Source organism: Pseudomonas sp. MOIL14HWK12:I2 (assembly GCF_000510745.1).
GTDB classification, from domain to species: domain Bacteria; phylum Pseudomonadota; class Gammaproteobacteria; order Pseudomonadales; family Pseudomonadaceae; genus Chryseomonas; species Chryseomonas oryzihabitans.
Map to the genome: position 1 here is coordinate 223,984 of NZ_AZOA01000011.1, position 15,458 is coordinate 239,441.

The window sequence follows — 15,458 nt, forward strand, 5'->3', positions numbered from 1 at the left end:
TTTAGACTGCGCGCCCTGAATCCCAGGCCGCGCCGCTCATGACCGATTTCCAGCACGCCCAGCTCGACTGGGATGCCTCCGGGCAACCCCTCTCCCGCACCTATGGCGACGTCTACTTTTCCCGCGCCAGCGGTCTGGAAGAGACGCGCTATGTCTTCCTGCAGCAGAATCGCCTGGCCGAACGCTTCGCCGCGCTGGCGCCGGGAGAGGTCTTCACCATCGGCGAGACGGGTTTCGGCACCGGCCTCAACTTCCTCTGCGCCTGGCAACTCTTCGACGCCCTGGCACCACAGGAAGCGCGCCTGCATTTCGTCAGCGTCGAACGCTTTCCGCTGACCGCCGCCGATCTCGCCCAGGCGCTGAGTCTCTGGCCGGAACTGGCCCCCTATAGCGCGGCGCTGCAGCGGCAGTACCAGGCGATCCATCCAGGCTTCCAGCGGCTGATCCTGGGCGACGGGCGCATCACCCTGACCCTGCTGGTCGGCGATGTGCTGGAGCGCCTGCCCGAACTGGATGCCCGTTGCGATGCCTGGTTCCTGGACGGCTTCGCCCCGGCCAAGAACCCCGAGATGTGGACGCCCGCGCTGTTCGCCGAGCTGGCTCGGCTGTCCCATACCGGCACCACCCTGGCGACCTTTACCTGCGCCGGCTTCGTCCGCCGTGGTCTCAACGAGGCCGGCTTCGCCATGGCCAAGGTGCCCGGCTTCGGCCACAAGCGCGAAATGTTGGCCGGCGTGCTGGAACGCCCCGTCGCCCCTGATCCCGTGCCCTGGTATGCCCGCCCACCGCGCCCCCAGGGCCCGCGCACGGCCCTGGTCATAGGCGCCGGCCTGGCCGGTTGCGCCACCGCCGCCAGCCTGGCCCGCCGCGGCTGGCAGGTCCGGGTCGTCGAGCGCCACGGGGCGCCCGCCCAGGAGGCCTCCGGCAATCCCCAGGGCGTGCTCTATCTCAAGCTGTCGGCCCATGACACCCCGCTCAGTCGGCTGATCCTCGATGGCTTCGGCCTGACCCTGCGCCAATTGCAGGCCCTGCCAAGGGGCGCGGCCTGGTCACCCTGCGGGGTGCTGCAACTGGCGCTGACGGACAAGGACGCCCAGCGGCAGGCGCAACTAGCCGCGCACTTCCCCGCCGATCTGCTGCAGCCGCTGGACAGCGACGCCGCCAGCGACAGGGCCGGAATCGGTCTCACGGCGGGGGGCCTATTCTTTCCGGAAGGAGGCTGGGTACATCCGCCGGCGCTGTGCGCGCACTGGCTGGCCCATCCGAATATCGAGCTGGTCACCCATACCGAGGTGACCGCCCTGCAGCGGACCGAGCACGGCTGGCAGGCCAGTACCCACGGCGAGCCGCTGACGGCGACGGTGGTCGTGGTGGCCAGCGCCGCCCAGGCCTGCACGCTGCTGCCCGGCCTGCCGCTGAAGGCGATCCGCGGGCAGTTGTCCGCGCTGCCGGAAACCCCGGACAGCCAGGCGCTGGCCACCGTGGTCTGCGGCGAAGGCTATCTCGCCCCGGCGCGGGAAGGTCGGCACTGCCTGGGCGCCAGCTTCGTGTTCGACCGGAGCGACACCGAACCCAGCCAGGCGGAACACCAGAGCAACCTGCACCTGCTCGCCGAATTGTCACCCGCGCTGGCTGCCGGCTATGAAGCCGAGAAACTGGAAGGTCGCGTGGCTTTCCGCTGTACCTCGCCGGATTACCTGCCCCTAGTCGGCCCGGTGGTGGACGAAGACCTCTTCGTCCAGCGCTACCAGGCACTGGCCTACGACGCCCGCCAAGTACCCGAGCAGACGGCGCCCTGGCGCGAGGGACTCTATGTCAATCTGGCGCACGGCTCCCGTGGCCTGGTCACCACCACGCTGGCCGCCGAACTGCTGGCGGCCTGGCTGGAAGACGAGCCCCTGCCGGTGGCGCGGCAGGTGGCCGAAGCCTGCCACCCCAGTCGTTTCCCCCTGCGCCGGTTGATTCGCGGCGGCTAGATGATCGCCAGCGGACTCTTGGCTTGCGGCGGCGGAAAGGCGCCGTCGAGCAGGGCGAAGTCCTCTTCACTCAGGCGCAGATCCAGGGCCCGCGCATTCTCTTCCAGATGTCCGGCATCGCCGGCCTTGGGAATGGCGATCACACCCGGCTGACGCAGCACCCAGGCCAGGGCGATCTGCGCCGGGGTGGCCTGATGCCGTTCGGCCAGGGTAGCCAGGGCCGGGTGGCGCAGCAGATCCCCGCCCTGCCCCAGCGGACAATAGGCCATCAGGGGCATCTGCTGACGCTGGCACCAGGGCAGCAGGTCATGCTCGATACCGCGCTGCTCCAGGTTGTAGAGCACCTGATTGGCGCTGCAGCGATCATCGTTCAACTCGAGCATGTCGCTGGTGTCGAGGTTGGAAACGCCCCAGTGGCGGATCTTGCCTTCGTCGCGCAGTTTCTCCAACGCCATGACCGTCTCGATCAGCGGCACCTGGCCGCGCCAGTGCAGCAGATAGAGGTCGATGACATCGGTGCCCAGGCGTTTCAGGCTGCGTTCGCAGGCCAGGGGTACGCAGGCTTCGGTGGCGTTCTTCGGATAGAACTTGCTCACCAGGAAGACCTCGTCGCGCCGCCCGGCAATGGCCTCACCCACCAGTTCCTCGGCGCGGCCTTCGCCATACATCTCGGCGGTGTCGATCAGGGTGAGTCCCAGGTCCAGGCCCTGGCGCAGGGCACTGACCTCCTGGCGATGCAGATCCGCGTTCTCGCCCATGCGCCAGGTACCCTGGCCCAGCGCCGGAACGGTAGTGCCATCGGGCAAACGAACGGTTTGAGCGGTATTCATGGGCGCTTCCTTCTCTTGGATGTGGTCGTTAGAACGCCAGCGCGACGCCGATTCTCCCGGTCATCCGCCAAACGGCAGCCAACGCCTTCCCACAGGCCCTGCGACCTGACGTCGCACTGGTAAAGTACGCCTACAAGGATTCCAAGAAAAATCACCAGGACCTGCCATGAAGTCGTCGATCCTGGGCCTTTGCGCCCTGCTCTCCGCCGCCCTGCCCATGACATCCAGCTACGCTGACGTCATTACTCTGAGGTTTTCCCATGTGGTGGCGCCGGAGACCCCCAAGGGCAAGGGCGCTCAGCTGTTCCAGCAGCTGGTGGCGCAGCGTCTCGCCGGGCAGGTCCAGGTGGAGGTGCTGCCCAGCGGCACGGCCTTTACCGATGCCAACGAACTCCAGGCGCTGCAGGACGGCAAGGTCGACATCCTGGCGCCGGCTATCAGCAAACTCACCGAACTCAGTCCCAAGCTCAAGCTGTTCGACCTGCCCTTCCTGTTCGAGAGTCGTGCGGCCCTCGATCACTTCCAGGCCCGGCCCAGCGGTCGCCAGCTGCTGCAGAGCCTGGAGCCAGCCGGGGTCATCGGCCTGGCCTACTGGCCCAACGGCCTCAAGCAGCTGTCGGCGCGCAAGCCCCTGCGCGAACCCGGCGATGCCAAGGGACTGGTGTTCCGCATCCAGAACTCCGACGTCCTGCAGAGCCAGTTCGAGGCCCTGGGCGCCACGGCGGTCAGGCTGCCCTTCAACCAGACCTTGCAGGCGCTCACCACGGGCACCGTCAATGCCACCGAGAACACCTGGTCCAATTACTGGAGCCAGCGTCTCGACCAGCAGCAGCGCTATTTCACCGAGAGCAACCATGGCGCCCTCGACTACATGCTGATCGTCAAGGCGGATCGCTGGCGCACCCTGCCCTTCGCCGTACGCAGTACCCTGGAAGAGATCATCGACCAGGTGACCTTCGAGGTGAAAAAGCAATCCGAGGCGGAAAACCAGCGTGATCGGGCGCGCATCGCCGCCGCGGGTGGCAGCGAGATCATCACCCTCACTCCCGAACAACGGGCGCGCTGGCGGGACGCCATGCGCCCGGTGTGGCAGCGTTACGAAGGCGAGCTCGGCGCCTCGCTGCTCAAGGCGGCGGAAACCTCGAACTAACGGGACTGTTGCGGCGGCGCGGCCCAGCGGCGCAGGGGCAGACTGCCCGCCTCGCGACACTGCAGATCGCGAAAGGGCCCCGCGATCCGGACCCAACCCGGCCCCGGCGGCGTCTGGGTACAGAAGTCCTGACCATCGGTGTTGCTGCGCCAGCGCCAGTAGGCCGCCGGCTCGGCGACGGCCTGGCTAGCCAGCAATCCCAGCAGGCCGATCGCCAGGTACCTGCCAGCGGTCCGCCGGAACCTCTCGCGCGATAAGCATGTCGGTTTGCAGGTAGGCCCTCTGAATTCGCACAGGATTTCCGCCATGCCGCTGTCCGTCTTGCGTAGCAAACCCACCCTCCTCGCCCTCGCTCTGGTTGGCGCCGGTCTGGCCCTGACCGGCTGCGCCCGCGATCCGGAAAAACGTTCTCTGGGTGCCGAGGCGATCAGCAATGCCAAGAGCATGGCGCGCACCGATGCCGACATGCAGAAGGTGCTGAACAAATACGCCAGCTTCGATCCCAAGGCCGTGGAAAAACTCACCGCTCAGCAGGCCCGCCAACAGCCTACCATCGCCGATGCGGTCAAGGGTGTCCTGCAGGACGAGGGTCGTCCCACCCAGCCTGAGGCGCTGGTACCCGGCGTGACCAGCGTCGACCGTGCTGTGGATGGCGCCGCCGGCGTGCTGCCCGCCCGCATCTACACCCCCGAGGGCCAGGGTCCCTTCCCGGTCATCCTCTACTTCCACGGCGGCGGCTGGGTGTTCGCCGATCGTAACGTTTACGACGGTGGCGCCCGCGGTCTGGCCAAGCAGGCCAATGCCATCGTGGTCTCGGTGGACTATCGCCAGGCGCCCGAATACAAGTTTCCCGCTGCCCATGATGACGCCCTGGCGGCCTATCGCTGGGTGACCACCCACGCCGGCTCGCTCAACGGCGATTCCCAGCGGCTGGCCCTGGCCGGTGAAAGCGCCGGGGGCAACCTGGCGGTGGCGACCGCCGTGGCCGCCCGCAAGGCCGGTCTCACCGCACCCAAGCACGTGCTGTCGGTCTATCCGGTGGCCCAGACCAACACCCATACCCCGTCCTACGAGCAGTATGCGGACGCCAAGCCGCTCAATCGGCCGATGATGCTGTGGTTCGTCGAACAGGTGACCCGTACGCCCGCCGATCTCAAGGATCCGCGCCTGGACCTGACTCGCGCCGACCTCGCCGGCCTGCCGCCGGTGACCATCGTCAATGCCGAGATCGATCCCCTGCGTGACGACGGTGGCTTCCTGGAGACCGCCCTGCGCCAGGCCGGCGTCCAGGTGGAGCGAAAGGTCTATCCGGGCGTCACCCACGAGTTCTTCGGCACCGCTGCGGTGGTGCAGAAGGCCAAGGACGCCCAGGCCTATGCCGGCAGCCGTCTCAAGACGGACCTGGGCAAATAACAGTCTTCCGTCCGTCGTGAACACCGCCGGCCCCATGCCGGCGGTGTGAATTCAGTCGGGAAACAGCAAGGGCCCGGCCTCGCGCATGAAGATCTCGCAGGTCTTGGGGCCCACCCCCTTCAGGGTCTGCAGGCGGCGCTCGAAATCCGCACGATCGGCGCTGGCGTTACGTAGCTTGAGAAAACTGCCGCCATAGTCTTCCTGCAGATGACGACAGACCTCCAGCAGGCGCGTGGCGGTGCTCTCGTCATAACGCCGGTAGTGGCCCTCGCCGAGATAGTTGACCAGTTGCTGCCAGCTCAGATTGAGCAGCTTGCGCGGCGTGTCGCGGCCGTATTTGCGATAGAGCACCGTCCAGGCCTGGGCAGCGATGCTCTGGGAGATGCGCTTGCCGAACAGGTAGCTGGCCAGGAACCAGCCGAACAGCGCCGGCTCGTCGCCCGGCGCCAGGGTCAGACCGAGATCGGCCGCAGAAGTCGTCTTGCTCAAGCATCATCCCTCTCGTAGGCATCTTGCCTAGGGAGGATCTGGCGCGGATGAGGTTCGAAACCAGCGACAGCCGGCAGGCTACTGGCGGATCACCTCGCCGCGTTGCGGCGCCAGCCGCGCCAGCAGGGCATTCTGCGCCCGCTCCGGGATGCCCTCGCGCCGCATGGCCAGTTGCAGGTCTTCCACCAGGGCATTGAAGTCGGCGGGTTGCAGATTCAGACCGCGATGACTTTCCGCCATGCTCGCCCCTTCATAACGACAGGGACCGCCCGCATCGGCACAGAATTTCTGGATGAGCAGCTTGCGCAGCCGCGCGATGTCGACATTGGCGAAGTAGTGCCGGATCCGCCCGTCGCGCGCCACGTTGAGCAGCATGCCCTCGACGATTCGGGTGATGCCGGGCTGGCCACCCAGCTCCTGATAGAGCCGATCGCCCGCCGGCGGCTGGGGCGTGCAACCCAGCATCAGCAGCAGCGCCGCCAGCACCAGAGGCTTCGCCTGCATCAGTAGCTCCCCTGCAGCGACAGGTAGAGGCCCTGCTGATCGTCCAGGGTGGCGATCTCGCCCAGCCAGGCATAGGCCAGCACCAGCAACAGATGCTTGTTGGGGAAATAGCCGACGAAGGTATCCACCCAATCACTCTCCCGGGTAAAGGACAGATTCTGCGGCTTCTCGCGATATTCCATGCCCACCGCCCACTGGGGATTGAAGAACACCGCCGCCGAGCCCTCCTTGAGCCACTGACGGCTGTCGTTGCGATCGCCACCGAAGCCCAGCAGCCCCATCTCGTTGGCGCGGCTGTACCTGAGACCGACGTTGAGCAGCAGGTTGTAGCCGAAGGCGCCGCCCAGAAACAGCCGGCTGGCACCTAGGTAGCCCTCGACATCGCTGTCGCGTCGTGCCCCCACGGCCGCGGGAATGCCGAAGTCGCGCTGATGCTTGTACTGCACGCCCAGGGCGATCTGCGGCAGTCGGTCGTAGATCAGGTCTCCCGCCAGGCGCACCTTGGCGCCGACGATGTCCTGGCTGAGGCTGTCTTCCTCGAGCTTCATCAACCGCCGCAGGGTCGGCATGTCCAGGCGCTGGCGGGCATAGGAGACCTCGACCCGATTGTCGTAGGCCGCGGCGACACCGGTGGCATCGAGCCGATAGTCACCGGTCCATACCCGGGTGGCAAAGGCGGTGGCGCCGGCCTGGCCGCTTTCGCCATAGCCGCCGATCACCGCCCAGGGCGTGATGCCCCCACCCGCCGCGCCTTCCAGACTGCTGGCGCCACCGGTGGCCAGCAGCTTGCCGCCGTCGGCCTGCACCCCGGTCGCCAGTAGCAACCCCGCCAGCAGCCAGCCACGACTCATGACAGCGCCTCCAGCACCGGCTGGCTCTGCCGTTCCATCCAGGCCTCGAATTCCACGGCCGGTACCGGGCGGCTGATGTAGTACCCCTGGATCACATCGCAGCCCCAGCTGCGCAACAGCGCCAGGGCCCGGGCTTCCTCGACCCCTTCGGCGACCACCTCCAGCCCCAGGTTGTGGCCCATCTCGATGGTCGAGCGGACGATGACGGCGTCATCGTTGCCCGGTGCCAGCTCCTTCACGAAGGACTGGTCGATCTTCAATTCGTCCACCGGCAGCCGCTTCAGGTGTGCCAGGGAAGCCTGGCCGGTGCCGTAGTCGTCCACCGACAACCGGATGCCCAGCACGGAGAGCCGGGTCAGCAGCGCGATGGCCGCTTCCGGATCGGCCATGATGGCGCTCTCGGTGATCTCGAAGGTCAGCTGCCGCGCCGAGACGCCGGCGTCATCCAGCCAGCCCATCACCCGCTCGGGCAGTCGGGCATCGGCCAGGTCGACCGCCGAGACGTTCAGCGACACCTTGACCTCTCGGCCCTGGGTCTGCCAGAGCGCCAGCTGCCGGATCGCCGCCTGGATCACCCAGCGGGTGAGTCCGGCCATGCTGCCACTGCGCTCGGCCAGGGGAATGAATTCACCCGGCGAGACCATACCCAGTTCGGCGTGGCGCCAGCGCAGCAGCACCTCGGCCTGGTGCGGCCCGCTGCCCTGCAGGGCCACCTTGGGTTGGAACACCAGCATCAATTCACCCCGCTCGCCCGCCAGCGGCAGATCGTGGACCAGTTGCAGACGCCGCTGCTGGGCCGCATCCCGTCCTTCATCATAGACCCGCAGGCGATCCGGCAACTGCCCGGCATCGAGCATGGCGCTGCGCGCGCGCTCGATCAGCTGGGTCGGATCGTCGCCATGGCGCGGATATTCGACGACACCGATGCGGCAACTGAGACGATACAGCTGACCTTCCCACTCGATCGGCTCGGCCAGCGACAGACGCAGCTGCTCGGCGAGCCCCACCGCGCCTTCCAGACCGACGCGGCAGAACTGCACGAGAAACTCGTCGCCCACCGGTCGCGAGACGCAGCCACGGCCGGCCAGCAGCACCTGCGCCCGCTCGGCCACCATCCTGAGCATCCGATCGCCCCCGGCGACCCCGGCGCTTTCATTGATCGCCTGGAAGCCATCCAGCCCCAGGTACAGCAGCGAAATCTGGGATTGGGTGGCGATGAAGACCCGCAGGCGTTCCTCGGCCAGGATGCGATTGGGCAATCCGGTCAGGGCATCGTGCAAGGCATTGTGATTTAGCCGCTGCTCGCGCTCGGCGATGCCCTGGCGCATCTCTTCGAGCACCTGTGCCAAGCGGCCGAATTCGTCCCGGCGCTGGACTTCCACCTTTACCGCGTAGTCCCCCTGGCCGATCCGCCAGGACATCACCGACAGCTGCCGCAACGGCTGGGCCAGGTTGCGTGCCAGCCAGAGCGCGCCCAGCAGCGCCGCCAGCAGGGCACCGCCGGCGATCAGCGCCAGTTGCCTGAGCAGGGGTTCGAACTCGGTCATGGCCAGATCGAGCGAACGCAGCAGATAGACCTGTACCGGATGGTCGGCGGTGCCGAGGGTCAGCCGCTTGACCTGATAGCGGCGATCACCCAGGGTCAGCTGCCAGCTATCGCTGCCCCGGGGCGCGTTCGCCAGCTCAGGCAGCAGCCGCCGTCCCTGCTCCTCCGGCAGGGTACTGGCCATCAGCGCGGCTTCGCCGAGAAACACTACGTCCAGGTTGATCAGCGAGCGAAATTCTTCGGCCATGGCCTGATCCATGGCGAAACTCATCACCACCTGGGCAATGGGTACAGGAGCCCGGACCGGCACCGTGACCCGCAATTGCGGCAGGCCGGTACCCGCCAGCACACAGCTGCCGTCATTGCCCGACGCCACCGCGACGGGCAGCCGCTCGCCTTGGCTGTGCGCCGCCACGGTGCTGGCGATCAGCCGGCCGTCCAGATCCAGCAGATAGGTATCGCCCGCGCCCACCCGGGCGCCATGGTTGGCCAGCGCTGACCTCAGGGTCGGCACATCGCCACTGGCGACGGCATCGCGAAAGCCGAAATCGGCGGCGAGCACCCGCACGGCATCGTTCAGCCGGCGGCAGCGCCCGTCCAGCACCTGGCGAAAGACCCGCGCCCCGGTGTCGAGCTGGTCATAGGACTGGCGCACCGCACTGGCCTCGGTGGCGGCCTTGACCGTCAGATAGACCAGGGTGATGACCACCAGCATCAGCAGGAAGAGACTGCCGGCGATGCGGGTCTGGAAACTATGGATGAGCTTCATCGTGCGTGGCCTTGTGGAAGGCATCCTCGAAAGCCGAGCTCGCCGGCTCCGCGGACTGCGGCTTCGGCTGAACCGCCAGCTGGAGTTTCAGGGTCACCGGCTTGCCCGCCACGTCCAGCGCAGGCTGGGCGACCTCCTGCTTGTCGCTGAGGTCGGGGTGCCACAGTGCCAGCTGATAATGACCGTCCGGCGCCTCCAGGCGGGCCTGGCCCTGACTGTCGGTCACCGCGGAGCGCCCGGCGGTGGTCACGTAGACGTATCCCACCATCCAATCGTGGATATTGCAGCCCACCACCACCACGCCCGGTTGGTCGAACACCACCGGCGTGCTGGGAAGCCCGTGGTAGAGCGGCAGCTCGAAGCGCTTCGGGCTGGAAAAGGAATAGACCTGATGGCGGATGTCGTCGGTATTGGGAAAGCTCACCGCCGTCCCGGTGGCCACCGCCAGGACATGGGGGACGAAGCGCCGATTCTGCTGGTCGATGGCCGCGGGCCGCCGCTCGGGCACCAGTCCCGGCGCCGACAGCATCACCACCGCATCGGCCAGGGGTGCTCCCTCGCTGTCCACGACCTGCACGGCGACCGGCGCCGCCTGCGCGGTGCCGAGGCCCAAGACCAGCAATCCCGTTACTAGATGTCGCTTGTTCACCCGCTGTTCTCCACCGCGCGCCCTTGGAAACTCTCGCCGGCTTCGCGGCGTGACTTCAGCTTTAGCGGCAGTCTCGGGGGAATCTTTATCGTCGCGACGGCCAGTCGTTGCCCCGGTCGTCGCACTTCAAGCGGTGCCCGGCGGTCAAGAAGGACAGGTCTTGGCCTGCGTTGAAAAAGCAGCGCCCTCGCCCCATGTTGGCCCTACATCCAAGCCCAAGGTACGCCAATGAGCGATCAGGACAATCAAGCGGACATTCTCAGCGAAGAAGCCGGCCAGACCGGTCTGGTGCTACCCGGCCAGAATCTTCCCGACAAGCTGTACGTCATCCCCATTCACAACCGGCCCTTCTTCCCGGCGCAGGTACTGCCCGTCATCGTCAACGAAGAGCCCTGGGCGGAAACCCTGGAGCTGGTGGCTAAGACCGACCACCATTGCCTGGCGCTGTTCTACATGGAGCAGCAACCCGGCGATGCCGACGGCTTCGATCCCGACCAGTTGCCGCAGCACGGCACCCTGGTGCGCATCCACCATGCTACCCGCCAGGACGGCAAGCTGCAGTTCGTGGCCCAGGGCCTGTCGCGGGTGCGCATCCGCGGCTGGCTGCGCCGGCAGCGTCCGCCCTATCTGGTGGAAGTCGAGCACCTGCGCCCCAGTCCTGATCCCAGCGACGAGGTGAAGGCCTACGGCATGGCGCTGATCAACGCGATCAAGGAGCTCTTGCCCCTCAACCCGCTGTACAGCGAAGAGCTGAAGAACTATCTCAATCGCTTCAGCCCCAACGATCCCTCGCCGCTCACCGACTTCGCCGCCGCCCTCACCACCGCGCCGGGCGACGAACTGCAGCAGGTGCTCGATACCGTGCCTATGCTGCAGCGCATGGAAAAGGTCCTGCCGCTGCTGCGCAAGGAGGTCGAGGTCGCGCGCCTGCAGAAGGAGTTGTCCGCCGAGGTCAATCGTAAGATCAACGAGCGCCAGCGCGAATTCTTCCTCAAGGAGCAGCTCAAGCTGATCCAGCAGGAGTTGGGCATCACCAAGGACGATCGCAGCAGCGACATCGAAGGTTTTCGCCAGCGCCTGGACGGCAAGAGCCTGCCCGAAGCCGCGCAGAAGCGCATCGACGACGAGCTGAACAAGCTGTCCATCCTCGAGACCGGCTCGCCGGAATACGGCGTCACCCGCAACTACCTGGACTGGGCCACCGATCTGCCTTGGGGTATCCACGGCCAGGACAAGCTCGATCTCAAGCACGCGCGCAAGGTGCTCGACCGGCACCACGCCGGGCTCGACGACATCAAGAATCGCATCCTCGAATTCCTCGCGGTTGGCGCCTTCAAGGGCGAGGTGACCGGCTCCATCGTGCTGCTGGTGGGTCCGCCCGGGGTGGGCAAGACCAGCATCGGCAAGTCCATCGCCGAATCCCTCGGCCGCCCCTTCTATCGCTTCAGTGTCGGCGGCATGAGGGACGAAGCCGAGATCAAGGGCCACCGCCGTACCTACATCGGCGCCATGCCCGGCAAGCTCGTCCAGGCCCTGCGCGACGTCAAGGTGATGAATCCGGTCATCATGCTCGACGAGATCGACAAGATGGGCCAGAGCTACCAGGGCGATCCCGCCTCGGCACTGCTGGAGACCCTGGATCCGGAACAGAACGTCGATTTCCTCGACCACTATCTGGATCTGCGCCTGGACCTGTCCAAGGTGCTGTTCGTCTGTACCGCCAACACCCTGGACTCCATTCCCGGGCCTCTGCTGGACCGCATGGAGGTCATCCGCCTCTCCGGCTATATCGCCGAGGAAAAGCAGGCCATCGCCAAGCGGCACCTCTGGCCCAAGCAGCTGGACAAGGCCGGGGTGCCCAAGGATCGCCTGACGCTCACCGACAGTGCCCTCAAGGCCCTGGTGGAAGGCTATGCCCGGGAAGCCGGCGTACGCCAGCTGGAGAAGCAGCTGGGCAAGCTGGTGCGCAAGGCGGTGGTCAGGCTCATCGAGGACCCCAAGCTCAAGATCAAGATCGGCGCCTCGGATCTCGAGGACTATCTGGGCATGCCGCCCTTCCGCAAGGAGCAGGTGCTGTCCGGGGTCGGCATCATCACCGGGCTGGCCTGGACCAGCATGGGCGGCGCCACCCTGCCGATCGAGGCGACGCGCATCCATACCCTGAATCGCGGCTTCAAGCTCACCGGCAAGCTGGGTGACGTCATGAAGGAATCCGCCGAGATCGCCTACAGCTACGTCACCGCGCATCTCAAGGATTTCAAGGGCGATCCGAACTTCTTCGACCAGGCCCTCGTCCACCTGCACGTACCCGAAGGCGCCACGCCCAAGGACGGTCCCAGCGCCGGCATCACCATGGCCTCCGCCCTGCTGTCGCTGGCGCGCAACCAGGCGCCCAAGAAGAACGTGGCCATGACCGGCGAGCTGACCCTGACCGGCCAGGTGCTGCCCATTGGTGGGGTACGGGAAAAGGTCATCGCGGCGCGGCGGCAGAAGATCAGTGAACTGATCCTGCCGGAGCCCAATCGCGGTGATTTCGAAGAGCTGCCCGCCTATCTCAAGGAGGGGCTGACCGTCCACTTCGCCAAGCGCTTCGCCGACGTTGCCAAGGTGCTCTTCTAGTCTGACCGTCCGACCTCTTGGGGTATGCTCTGCGTTTTGCCGTCATACCCCGGAGGTTTCCATGTCCAACCGTCTTCTGTTCTGCGGCTGTCTGCTCCTGGCCGGCTGCAGCAGCACCCAGCCGAGCGGCAACCTCATCCTGGGTGACGACAGCGACTGCACCCCGCTGGCCATGCACATCGGCCAGGAACTGACCCTGACCCTGCCCAGCGATCCCACCAGCGGCTATCGCTGGACCATCCTTCAGCGCAGCGACAACCTCAGGCAACTCGGCCCGGAAGTCTTTCGCGAACAGCGCCAGGACCAGGGCGGCATCGGCAGCGCCGGTCAGTCCCTCTGGCGCTTCCGCGCCCAGAGCGCCGGCAGCGCCCATCTCGAACTCCAGGCTCGCCAGCCCTGGGATGCCGATGCCGAGCCCCAGGCCCGCTTCGACTGCCGTATCGAAATCCGCTGAGCCCACGTCCAGCGGTGCCTGCCGGGGGTACAATGCCCCCTTTCGATTTTCCAGGTACCGCCCATGAGCGAAGCCGACCGCCTGTTCGCGTCACCGCAGCCTCCTGCCGACTTCACCTTCAACGAAGACGTGGTGCGCGTCTTTCCCGACATGATCAAGAGATCCGTGCCGGGCTATCCCACCATCGTCGAGAATCTCGGTGTCATCGCCGCACGGTTCGCCCAGCCCCATAGCCGCCTCTATGACCTCGGCTGCTCCCTGGGCGCCGTGACCCAGGCGCTGCGCCGTCATGTCCGCGCCGAGGGTACCCGGGTGGTGGCCATCGACAACTCCACCGCCATGGTTACCCGCTGCCGCGAATACCTCAGCGCCCAGGACTCCATGCATGAGGAGTTGCTCCCGGTAGAGGTGGTGGAAGCCGATATCCTCGAAGTCCCGCTCGAACCGGCTTCGGTGATCGCCCTCAACTTCACCCTGCAATTCATCGCCCCGGAACAGCGCCTGGGCCTGCTCAGCCGACTGCGCGCCAGCCTGCTGCCCGGCGGCGCCCTGCTGCTGTCGGAAAAGATCCGTTTTCCGGAGACCGAGACCCAGGCCCTGCTCAACGGCCTGCACCTGGACTTCAAGAGAGCCAATGGCTACAGCGAGCTGGAAATCGCCCAGAAACGCACCGCCCTGGAAAACGTCATGCTCACCGACACCCTAGACGAACACCGTGCGCGCCTGCAGGCCGCCGGCTTCACCACCGTCGTGCCCTGGTTCCAATGCCTCAACTTCACCTCCCTGATCGCCCTGCCATGACCCAGCCGTCCTACCTCGCACCCCTGCAACGGGCGCTGGCGGATACTCCGCTGGCCACCTGGTCCCAGTCCCTCGAAGCCGTCCTGGCCGCCAAGTACGCCCGCGGCCACGGCGATCTGCAGCGTTGGCAAGCGGGTGTCGATGCGCTCCCCGAAATCGCTGTAGCGGCTGTCGAACTGCGTGAGGCCGTGCGCCTCGTCGGCGTGCCCTCAGCCGAGCAGCACCAGGCCCTGCGCGAGGCACTGCTGCAACTGCGTCCGTGGCGCAAGGGGCCCTTCCAGCTGTTCGATCTCCACCTGGATACCGAATGGCGCTCCGACTGGAAGTGGGACAGAGTCTCCCCTCACCTGGATCTGCAGGGCAAGCGCGTCCTGGATGTCGGCTGCGGCAATGGCTACTACCAGTGGCGCATGCTTGGCGCCGGAGCCAGCCTGGTCCTGGGTGTCGATCCCAACTGGCTGTTCCATTGCCAATTCCAGGCCCTGCGCCGCTATCTGCCCGACCTGCCCACCTGGCACCTGCCACTGACACTGGAAGAACTGCCCGTACTGGACGGCGGTTTCGATACCGTCTTTTCCATGGGCGTGCTCTACCATCGTCGTTCGCCCATCGACCACCTGCTGGATCTGAAGAACTGCCTCGACAGCGGCGGTGAGCTGGTCCTGGAAACCCTGGTGGTCGAAGGCGATGCCACTACCGTCCTGGTCCCCGAAGACCGCTACGCGCAGATGCGCAACGTCTGGTTCTTGCCCTCGGCGGCCGCCCTGCAACTCTGGCTGCAACGCGCCGGCTATCGTGACGTCCGCCTGGTGGATCTCACCCCCACGACGGTAGACGAACAGCGCTCCACCGAATGGATGGGCTTCCAGTCGCTACCGGACTTCCTGAATCCGGAAGATCCAAGCCTGACTGTCGAAGGCCTCCCCGCTCCCCTGCGCGCCACCCTGATAGCCCGCAAACCCTGAACGCAAAAAGCCCGGCACATGCCGGGCTTTTTCTTGCTCGCGTAACGCTGCGGTAGGTTGGGTTGAGCGCAGCGAAGCCCAACATCCAGCCATCCGATCGCGGCCATGGGCCGCTCCTACGACTTGCCTCCTTGTAGGAGCGGCCGCATCGGCGGACCGCCATGGCCACAACAGCCCGGCGCAGCCGGGCTGTTGTAGCTCCTTTGCTCTTTGCGGAATGCCAGCAGCACACATCTGGCAGCCCTACTCCAAACTCTTTACCACTCCGCTCCTGGTCCCCTCTCCCCCCGGGAGAGGGCTAGGGTGAGGGCAACCTCAACTCCGCAGCCCCAGGCCTTCGCTGGCCAATTTTCTGCCCCCAGCGCCTAGGCGCCCCGAGGCCCAGCCAAACTTTTCCCGCCCCAAAGACAACACCCCCGCCAGAGTGAACTGAGCGGGGGTG

Annotated in this window: 14 protein-coding genes; 7 read left to right on the forward strand and 7 right to left on the reverse strand. The window is 66.3% G+C overall.

Annotation, left to right across the window (positions count from 1 at the left end; genetic code table 11):
- Positions 1 to 38 precede the first annotated feature (38 nt).
- Entirely contained in the window at positions 39 to 1,976 is a 1,938-nt protein-coding gene (gene mnmC / locus PSK12I2_RS0110890; protein ID WP_027598410.1) for a bifunctional tRNA (5-methylaminomethyl-2-thiouridine)(34)-methyltransferase MnmD/FAD-dependent 5-carboxymethylaminomethyl-2-thiouridine(34) oxidoreductase MnmC, read from the forward strand.
- Here the strand turns inward: mnmC and PSK12I2_RS0110895 are convergent.
- Positions 1,973 to 2,806, reverse strand: a complete 834-nt coding sequence (locus PSK12I2_RS0110895; protein ID WP_027598411.1) for an aldo/keto reductase — start codon at positions 2,804 to 2,806, stop codon at positions 1,973 to 1,975. The genes mnmC and PSK12I2_RS0110895 overlap by 4 nt on opposite strands.
- 166 nt (positions 2,807 to 2,972) lie before the next feature.
- Between PSK12I2_RS0110895 and PSK12I2_RS0110900 the strand changes: the two genes are divergently transcribed.
- Positions 2,973 to 3,956 carry a DctP family TRAP transporter solute-binding subunit gene (locus tag PSK12I2_RS0110900; protein ID WP_027598412.1) on the forward strand — a complete coding sequence of 328 codons (984 nt, stop codon included), beginning with the start codon at positions 2,973 to 2,975 and terminating at the stop codon, positions 3,954 to 3,956.
- Here PSK12I2_RS0110900 and PSK12I2_RS0110905 read toward each other — a convergent pair.
- Positions 3,953 to 4,153 carry a hypothetical protein gene (locus PSK12I2_RS0110905; protein WP_084222088.1) on the reverse strand — a complete coding sequence of 67 codons (201 nt, stop codon included), beginning with the start codon at positions 4,151 to 4,153 and terminating at the stop codon, positions 3,953 to 3,955. The two genes, PSK12I2_RS0110900 and PSK12I2_RS0110905, sit on opposite strands and share 4 nt — an antisense overlap.
- 109 nt (positions 4,154 to 4,262) lie before the next feature.
- On the opposite strand from PSK12I2_RS0110905, the gene PSK12I2_RS0110910 reads away from it, so the two are divergent.
- The gene (locus PSK12I2_RS0110910) at positions 4,263 to 5,369 is read left to right on the forward strand and encodes an alpha/beta hydrolase (RefSeq protein WP_027598414.1); all 1,107 of its coding nucleotides are present in this window, start codon (positions 4,263 to 4,265) and stop codon (positions 5,367 to 5,369) included.
- Positions 5,370 to 5,420: 51 nt separating this feature from the next.
- Here PSK12I2_RS0110910 and PSK12I2_RS0110915 read toward each other — a convergent pair whose 3' ends face one another.
- From PSK12I2_RS0110915 to PSK12I2_RS0110935, 5 genes are all read right to left on the reverse strand, one after another.
- Entirely contained in the window at positions 5,421 to 5,858 is a 438-nt protein-coding gene (locus tag PSK12I2_RS0110915; protein ID WP_027598415.1) for a DNA methylase, read from the reverse strand.
- A 78-nt stretch (positions 5,859 to 5,936) separates the two neighbouring features.
- Positions 5,937 to 6,362 (reverse strand): group 1 truncated hemoglobin, encoded by a 426-nt coding sequence (locus PSK12I2_RS0110920; RefSeq protein ID WP_007163016.1) that lies wholly within the window; start codon positions 6,360 to 6,362, stop codon positions 5,937 to 5,939.
- A complete protein-coding gene (locus PSK12I2_RS0110925; RefSeq protein WP_027598416.1) occupies positions 6,362 to 7,213 on the reverse strand; it encodes a DUF3034 family protein in 852 nt (283 codons plus the stop codon). The genes PSK12I2_RS0110920 and PSK12I2_RS0110925 overlap by 1 nt, the downstream gene beginning before the upstream one ends.
- The gene (locus tag PSK12I2_RS0110930; RefSeq protein WP_027598417.1) at positions 7,210 to 9,528 is read right to left on the reverse strand and encodes a bifunctional diguanylate cyclase/phosphodiesterase; all 2,319 of its coding nucleotides are present in this window, start codon (positions 9,526 to 9,528) and stop codon (positions 7,210 to 7,212) included. The genes PSK12I2_RS0110925 and PSK12I2_RS0110930 overlap by 4 nt, the downstream gene beginning before the upstream one ends.
- Positions 9,512 to 10,177, reverse strand: a complete 666-nt coding sequence (locus tag PSK12I2_RS0110935; protein WP_027598418.1) for a methylamine utilization protein — start codon at positions 10,175 to 10,177, stop codon at positions 9,512 to 9,514. The genes PSK12I2_RS0110930 and PSK12I2_RS0110935 overlap by 17 nt, the downstream gene beginning before the upstream one ends.
- A gap of 228 nt (positions 10,178 to 10,405) precedes the next feature.
- Here PSK12I2_RS0110935 and lon point away from each other — a divergent pair, with 228 nt between their 5' ends.
- The 4 genes from lon to cmoB all read left to right on the forward strand — a co-directional run bounded on the left by lon (position 10,406) and on the right by cmoB (position 15,016).
- Positions 10,406 to 12,796: an endopeptidase La gene (gene lon / locus PSK12I2_RS0110940; protein WP_027598419.1), complete on the forward strand. Its 2,391-nt coding sequence runs from the start codon at positions 10,406 to 10,408 to the stop codon at positions 12,794 to 12,796.
- Between the two features lie 61 nt (positions 12,797 to 12,857).
- Positions 12,858 to 13,250, forward strand: coding sequence for a protease inhibitor I42 family protein (locus tag PSK12I2_RS0110945; RefSeq protein ID WP_007163011.1), 393 nt, complete (start codon positions 12,858 to 12,860; stop codon positions 13,248 to 13,250).
- A 63-nt stretch (positions 13,251 to 13,313) separates the two neighbouring features.
- Positions 13,314 to 14,051 (forward strand): carboxy-S-adenosyl-L-methionine synthase CmoA, encoded by a 738-nt coding sequence (gene cmoA, locus PSK12I2_RS0110950; protein WP_027598420.1) that lies wholly within the window; start codon positions 13,314 to 13,316, stop codon positions 14,049 to 14,051.
- Entirely contained in the window at positions 14,048 to 15,016 is a 969-nt protein-coding gene (gene cmoB, locus PSK12I2_RS0110955; protein ID WP_027598421.1) for a tRNA 5-methoxyuridine(34)/uridine 5-oxyacetic acid(34) synthase CmoB, read from the forward strand. Before cmoA ends, cmoB begins: the two co-directional genes overlap by 4 nt.
- Positions 15,017 to 15,458 lie beyond the last annotated feature (442 nt).

Coding starts and splice junctions, on each gene's coding strand:
- PSK12I2_RS0110900 (WP_027598412.1), top strand. CDS start 2,973: ATGAAGTCGTCGATCCTGGGCCTTTGCGCCCTGCTCTCCGCCGCCCTG.
- cmoA (WP_027598420.1), top strand. CDS start 13,314: ATGAGCGAAGCCGACCGCCTGTTCGCGTCACCGCAGCCTCCTGCCGAC.
- PSK12I2_RS0110920 (WP_007163016.1), bottom strand. CDS start 6,362: ATGCAGGCGAAGCCTCTGGTGCTGGCGGCGCTGCTGCTGATGCTGGGT.
- PSK12I2_RS0110895 (WP_027598411.1), bottom strand. CDS start 2,806: ATGAATACCGCTCAAACCGTTCGTTTGCCCGATGGCACTACCGTTCCG.
- mnmC (WP_027598410.1), top strand. CDS start 39: ATGACCGATTTCCAGCACGCCCAGCTCGACTGGGATGCCTCCGGGCAA.
- PSK12I2_RS0110945 (WP_007163011.1), top strand. CDS start 12,858: ATGTCCAACCGTCTTCTGTTCTGCGGCTGTCTGCTCCTGGCCGGCTGC.
- cmoB (WP_027598421.1), top strand. CDS start 14,048: ATGACCCAGCCGTCCTACCTCGCACCCCTGCAACGGGCGCTGGCGGAT.
- PSK12I2_RS0110930 (WP_027598417.1), bottom strand. CDS start 9,528: ATGAAGCTCATCCATAGTTTCCAGACCCGCATCGCCGGCAGTCTCTTC.
- lon (WP_027598419.1), top strand. CDS start 10,406: ATGAGCGATCAGGACAATCAAGCGGACATTCTCAGCGAAGAAGCCGGC.
- PSK12I2_RS0110925 (WP_027598416.1), bottom strand. CDS start 7,213: ATGAGTCGTGGCTGGCTGCTGGCGGGGTTGCTACTGGCGACCGGGGTG.
- PSK12I2_RS0110910 (WP_027598414.1), top strand. CDS start 4,263: ATGCCGCTGTCCGTCTTGCGTAGCAAACCCACCCTCCTCGCCCTCGCT.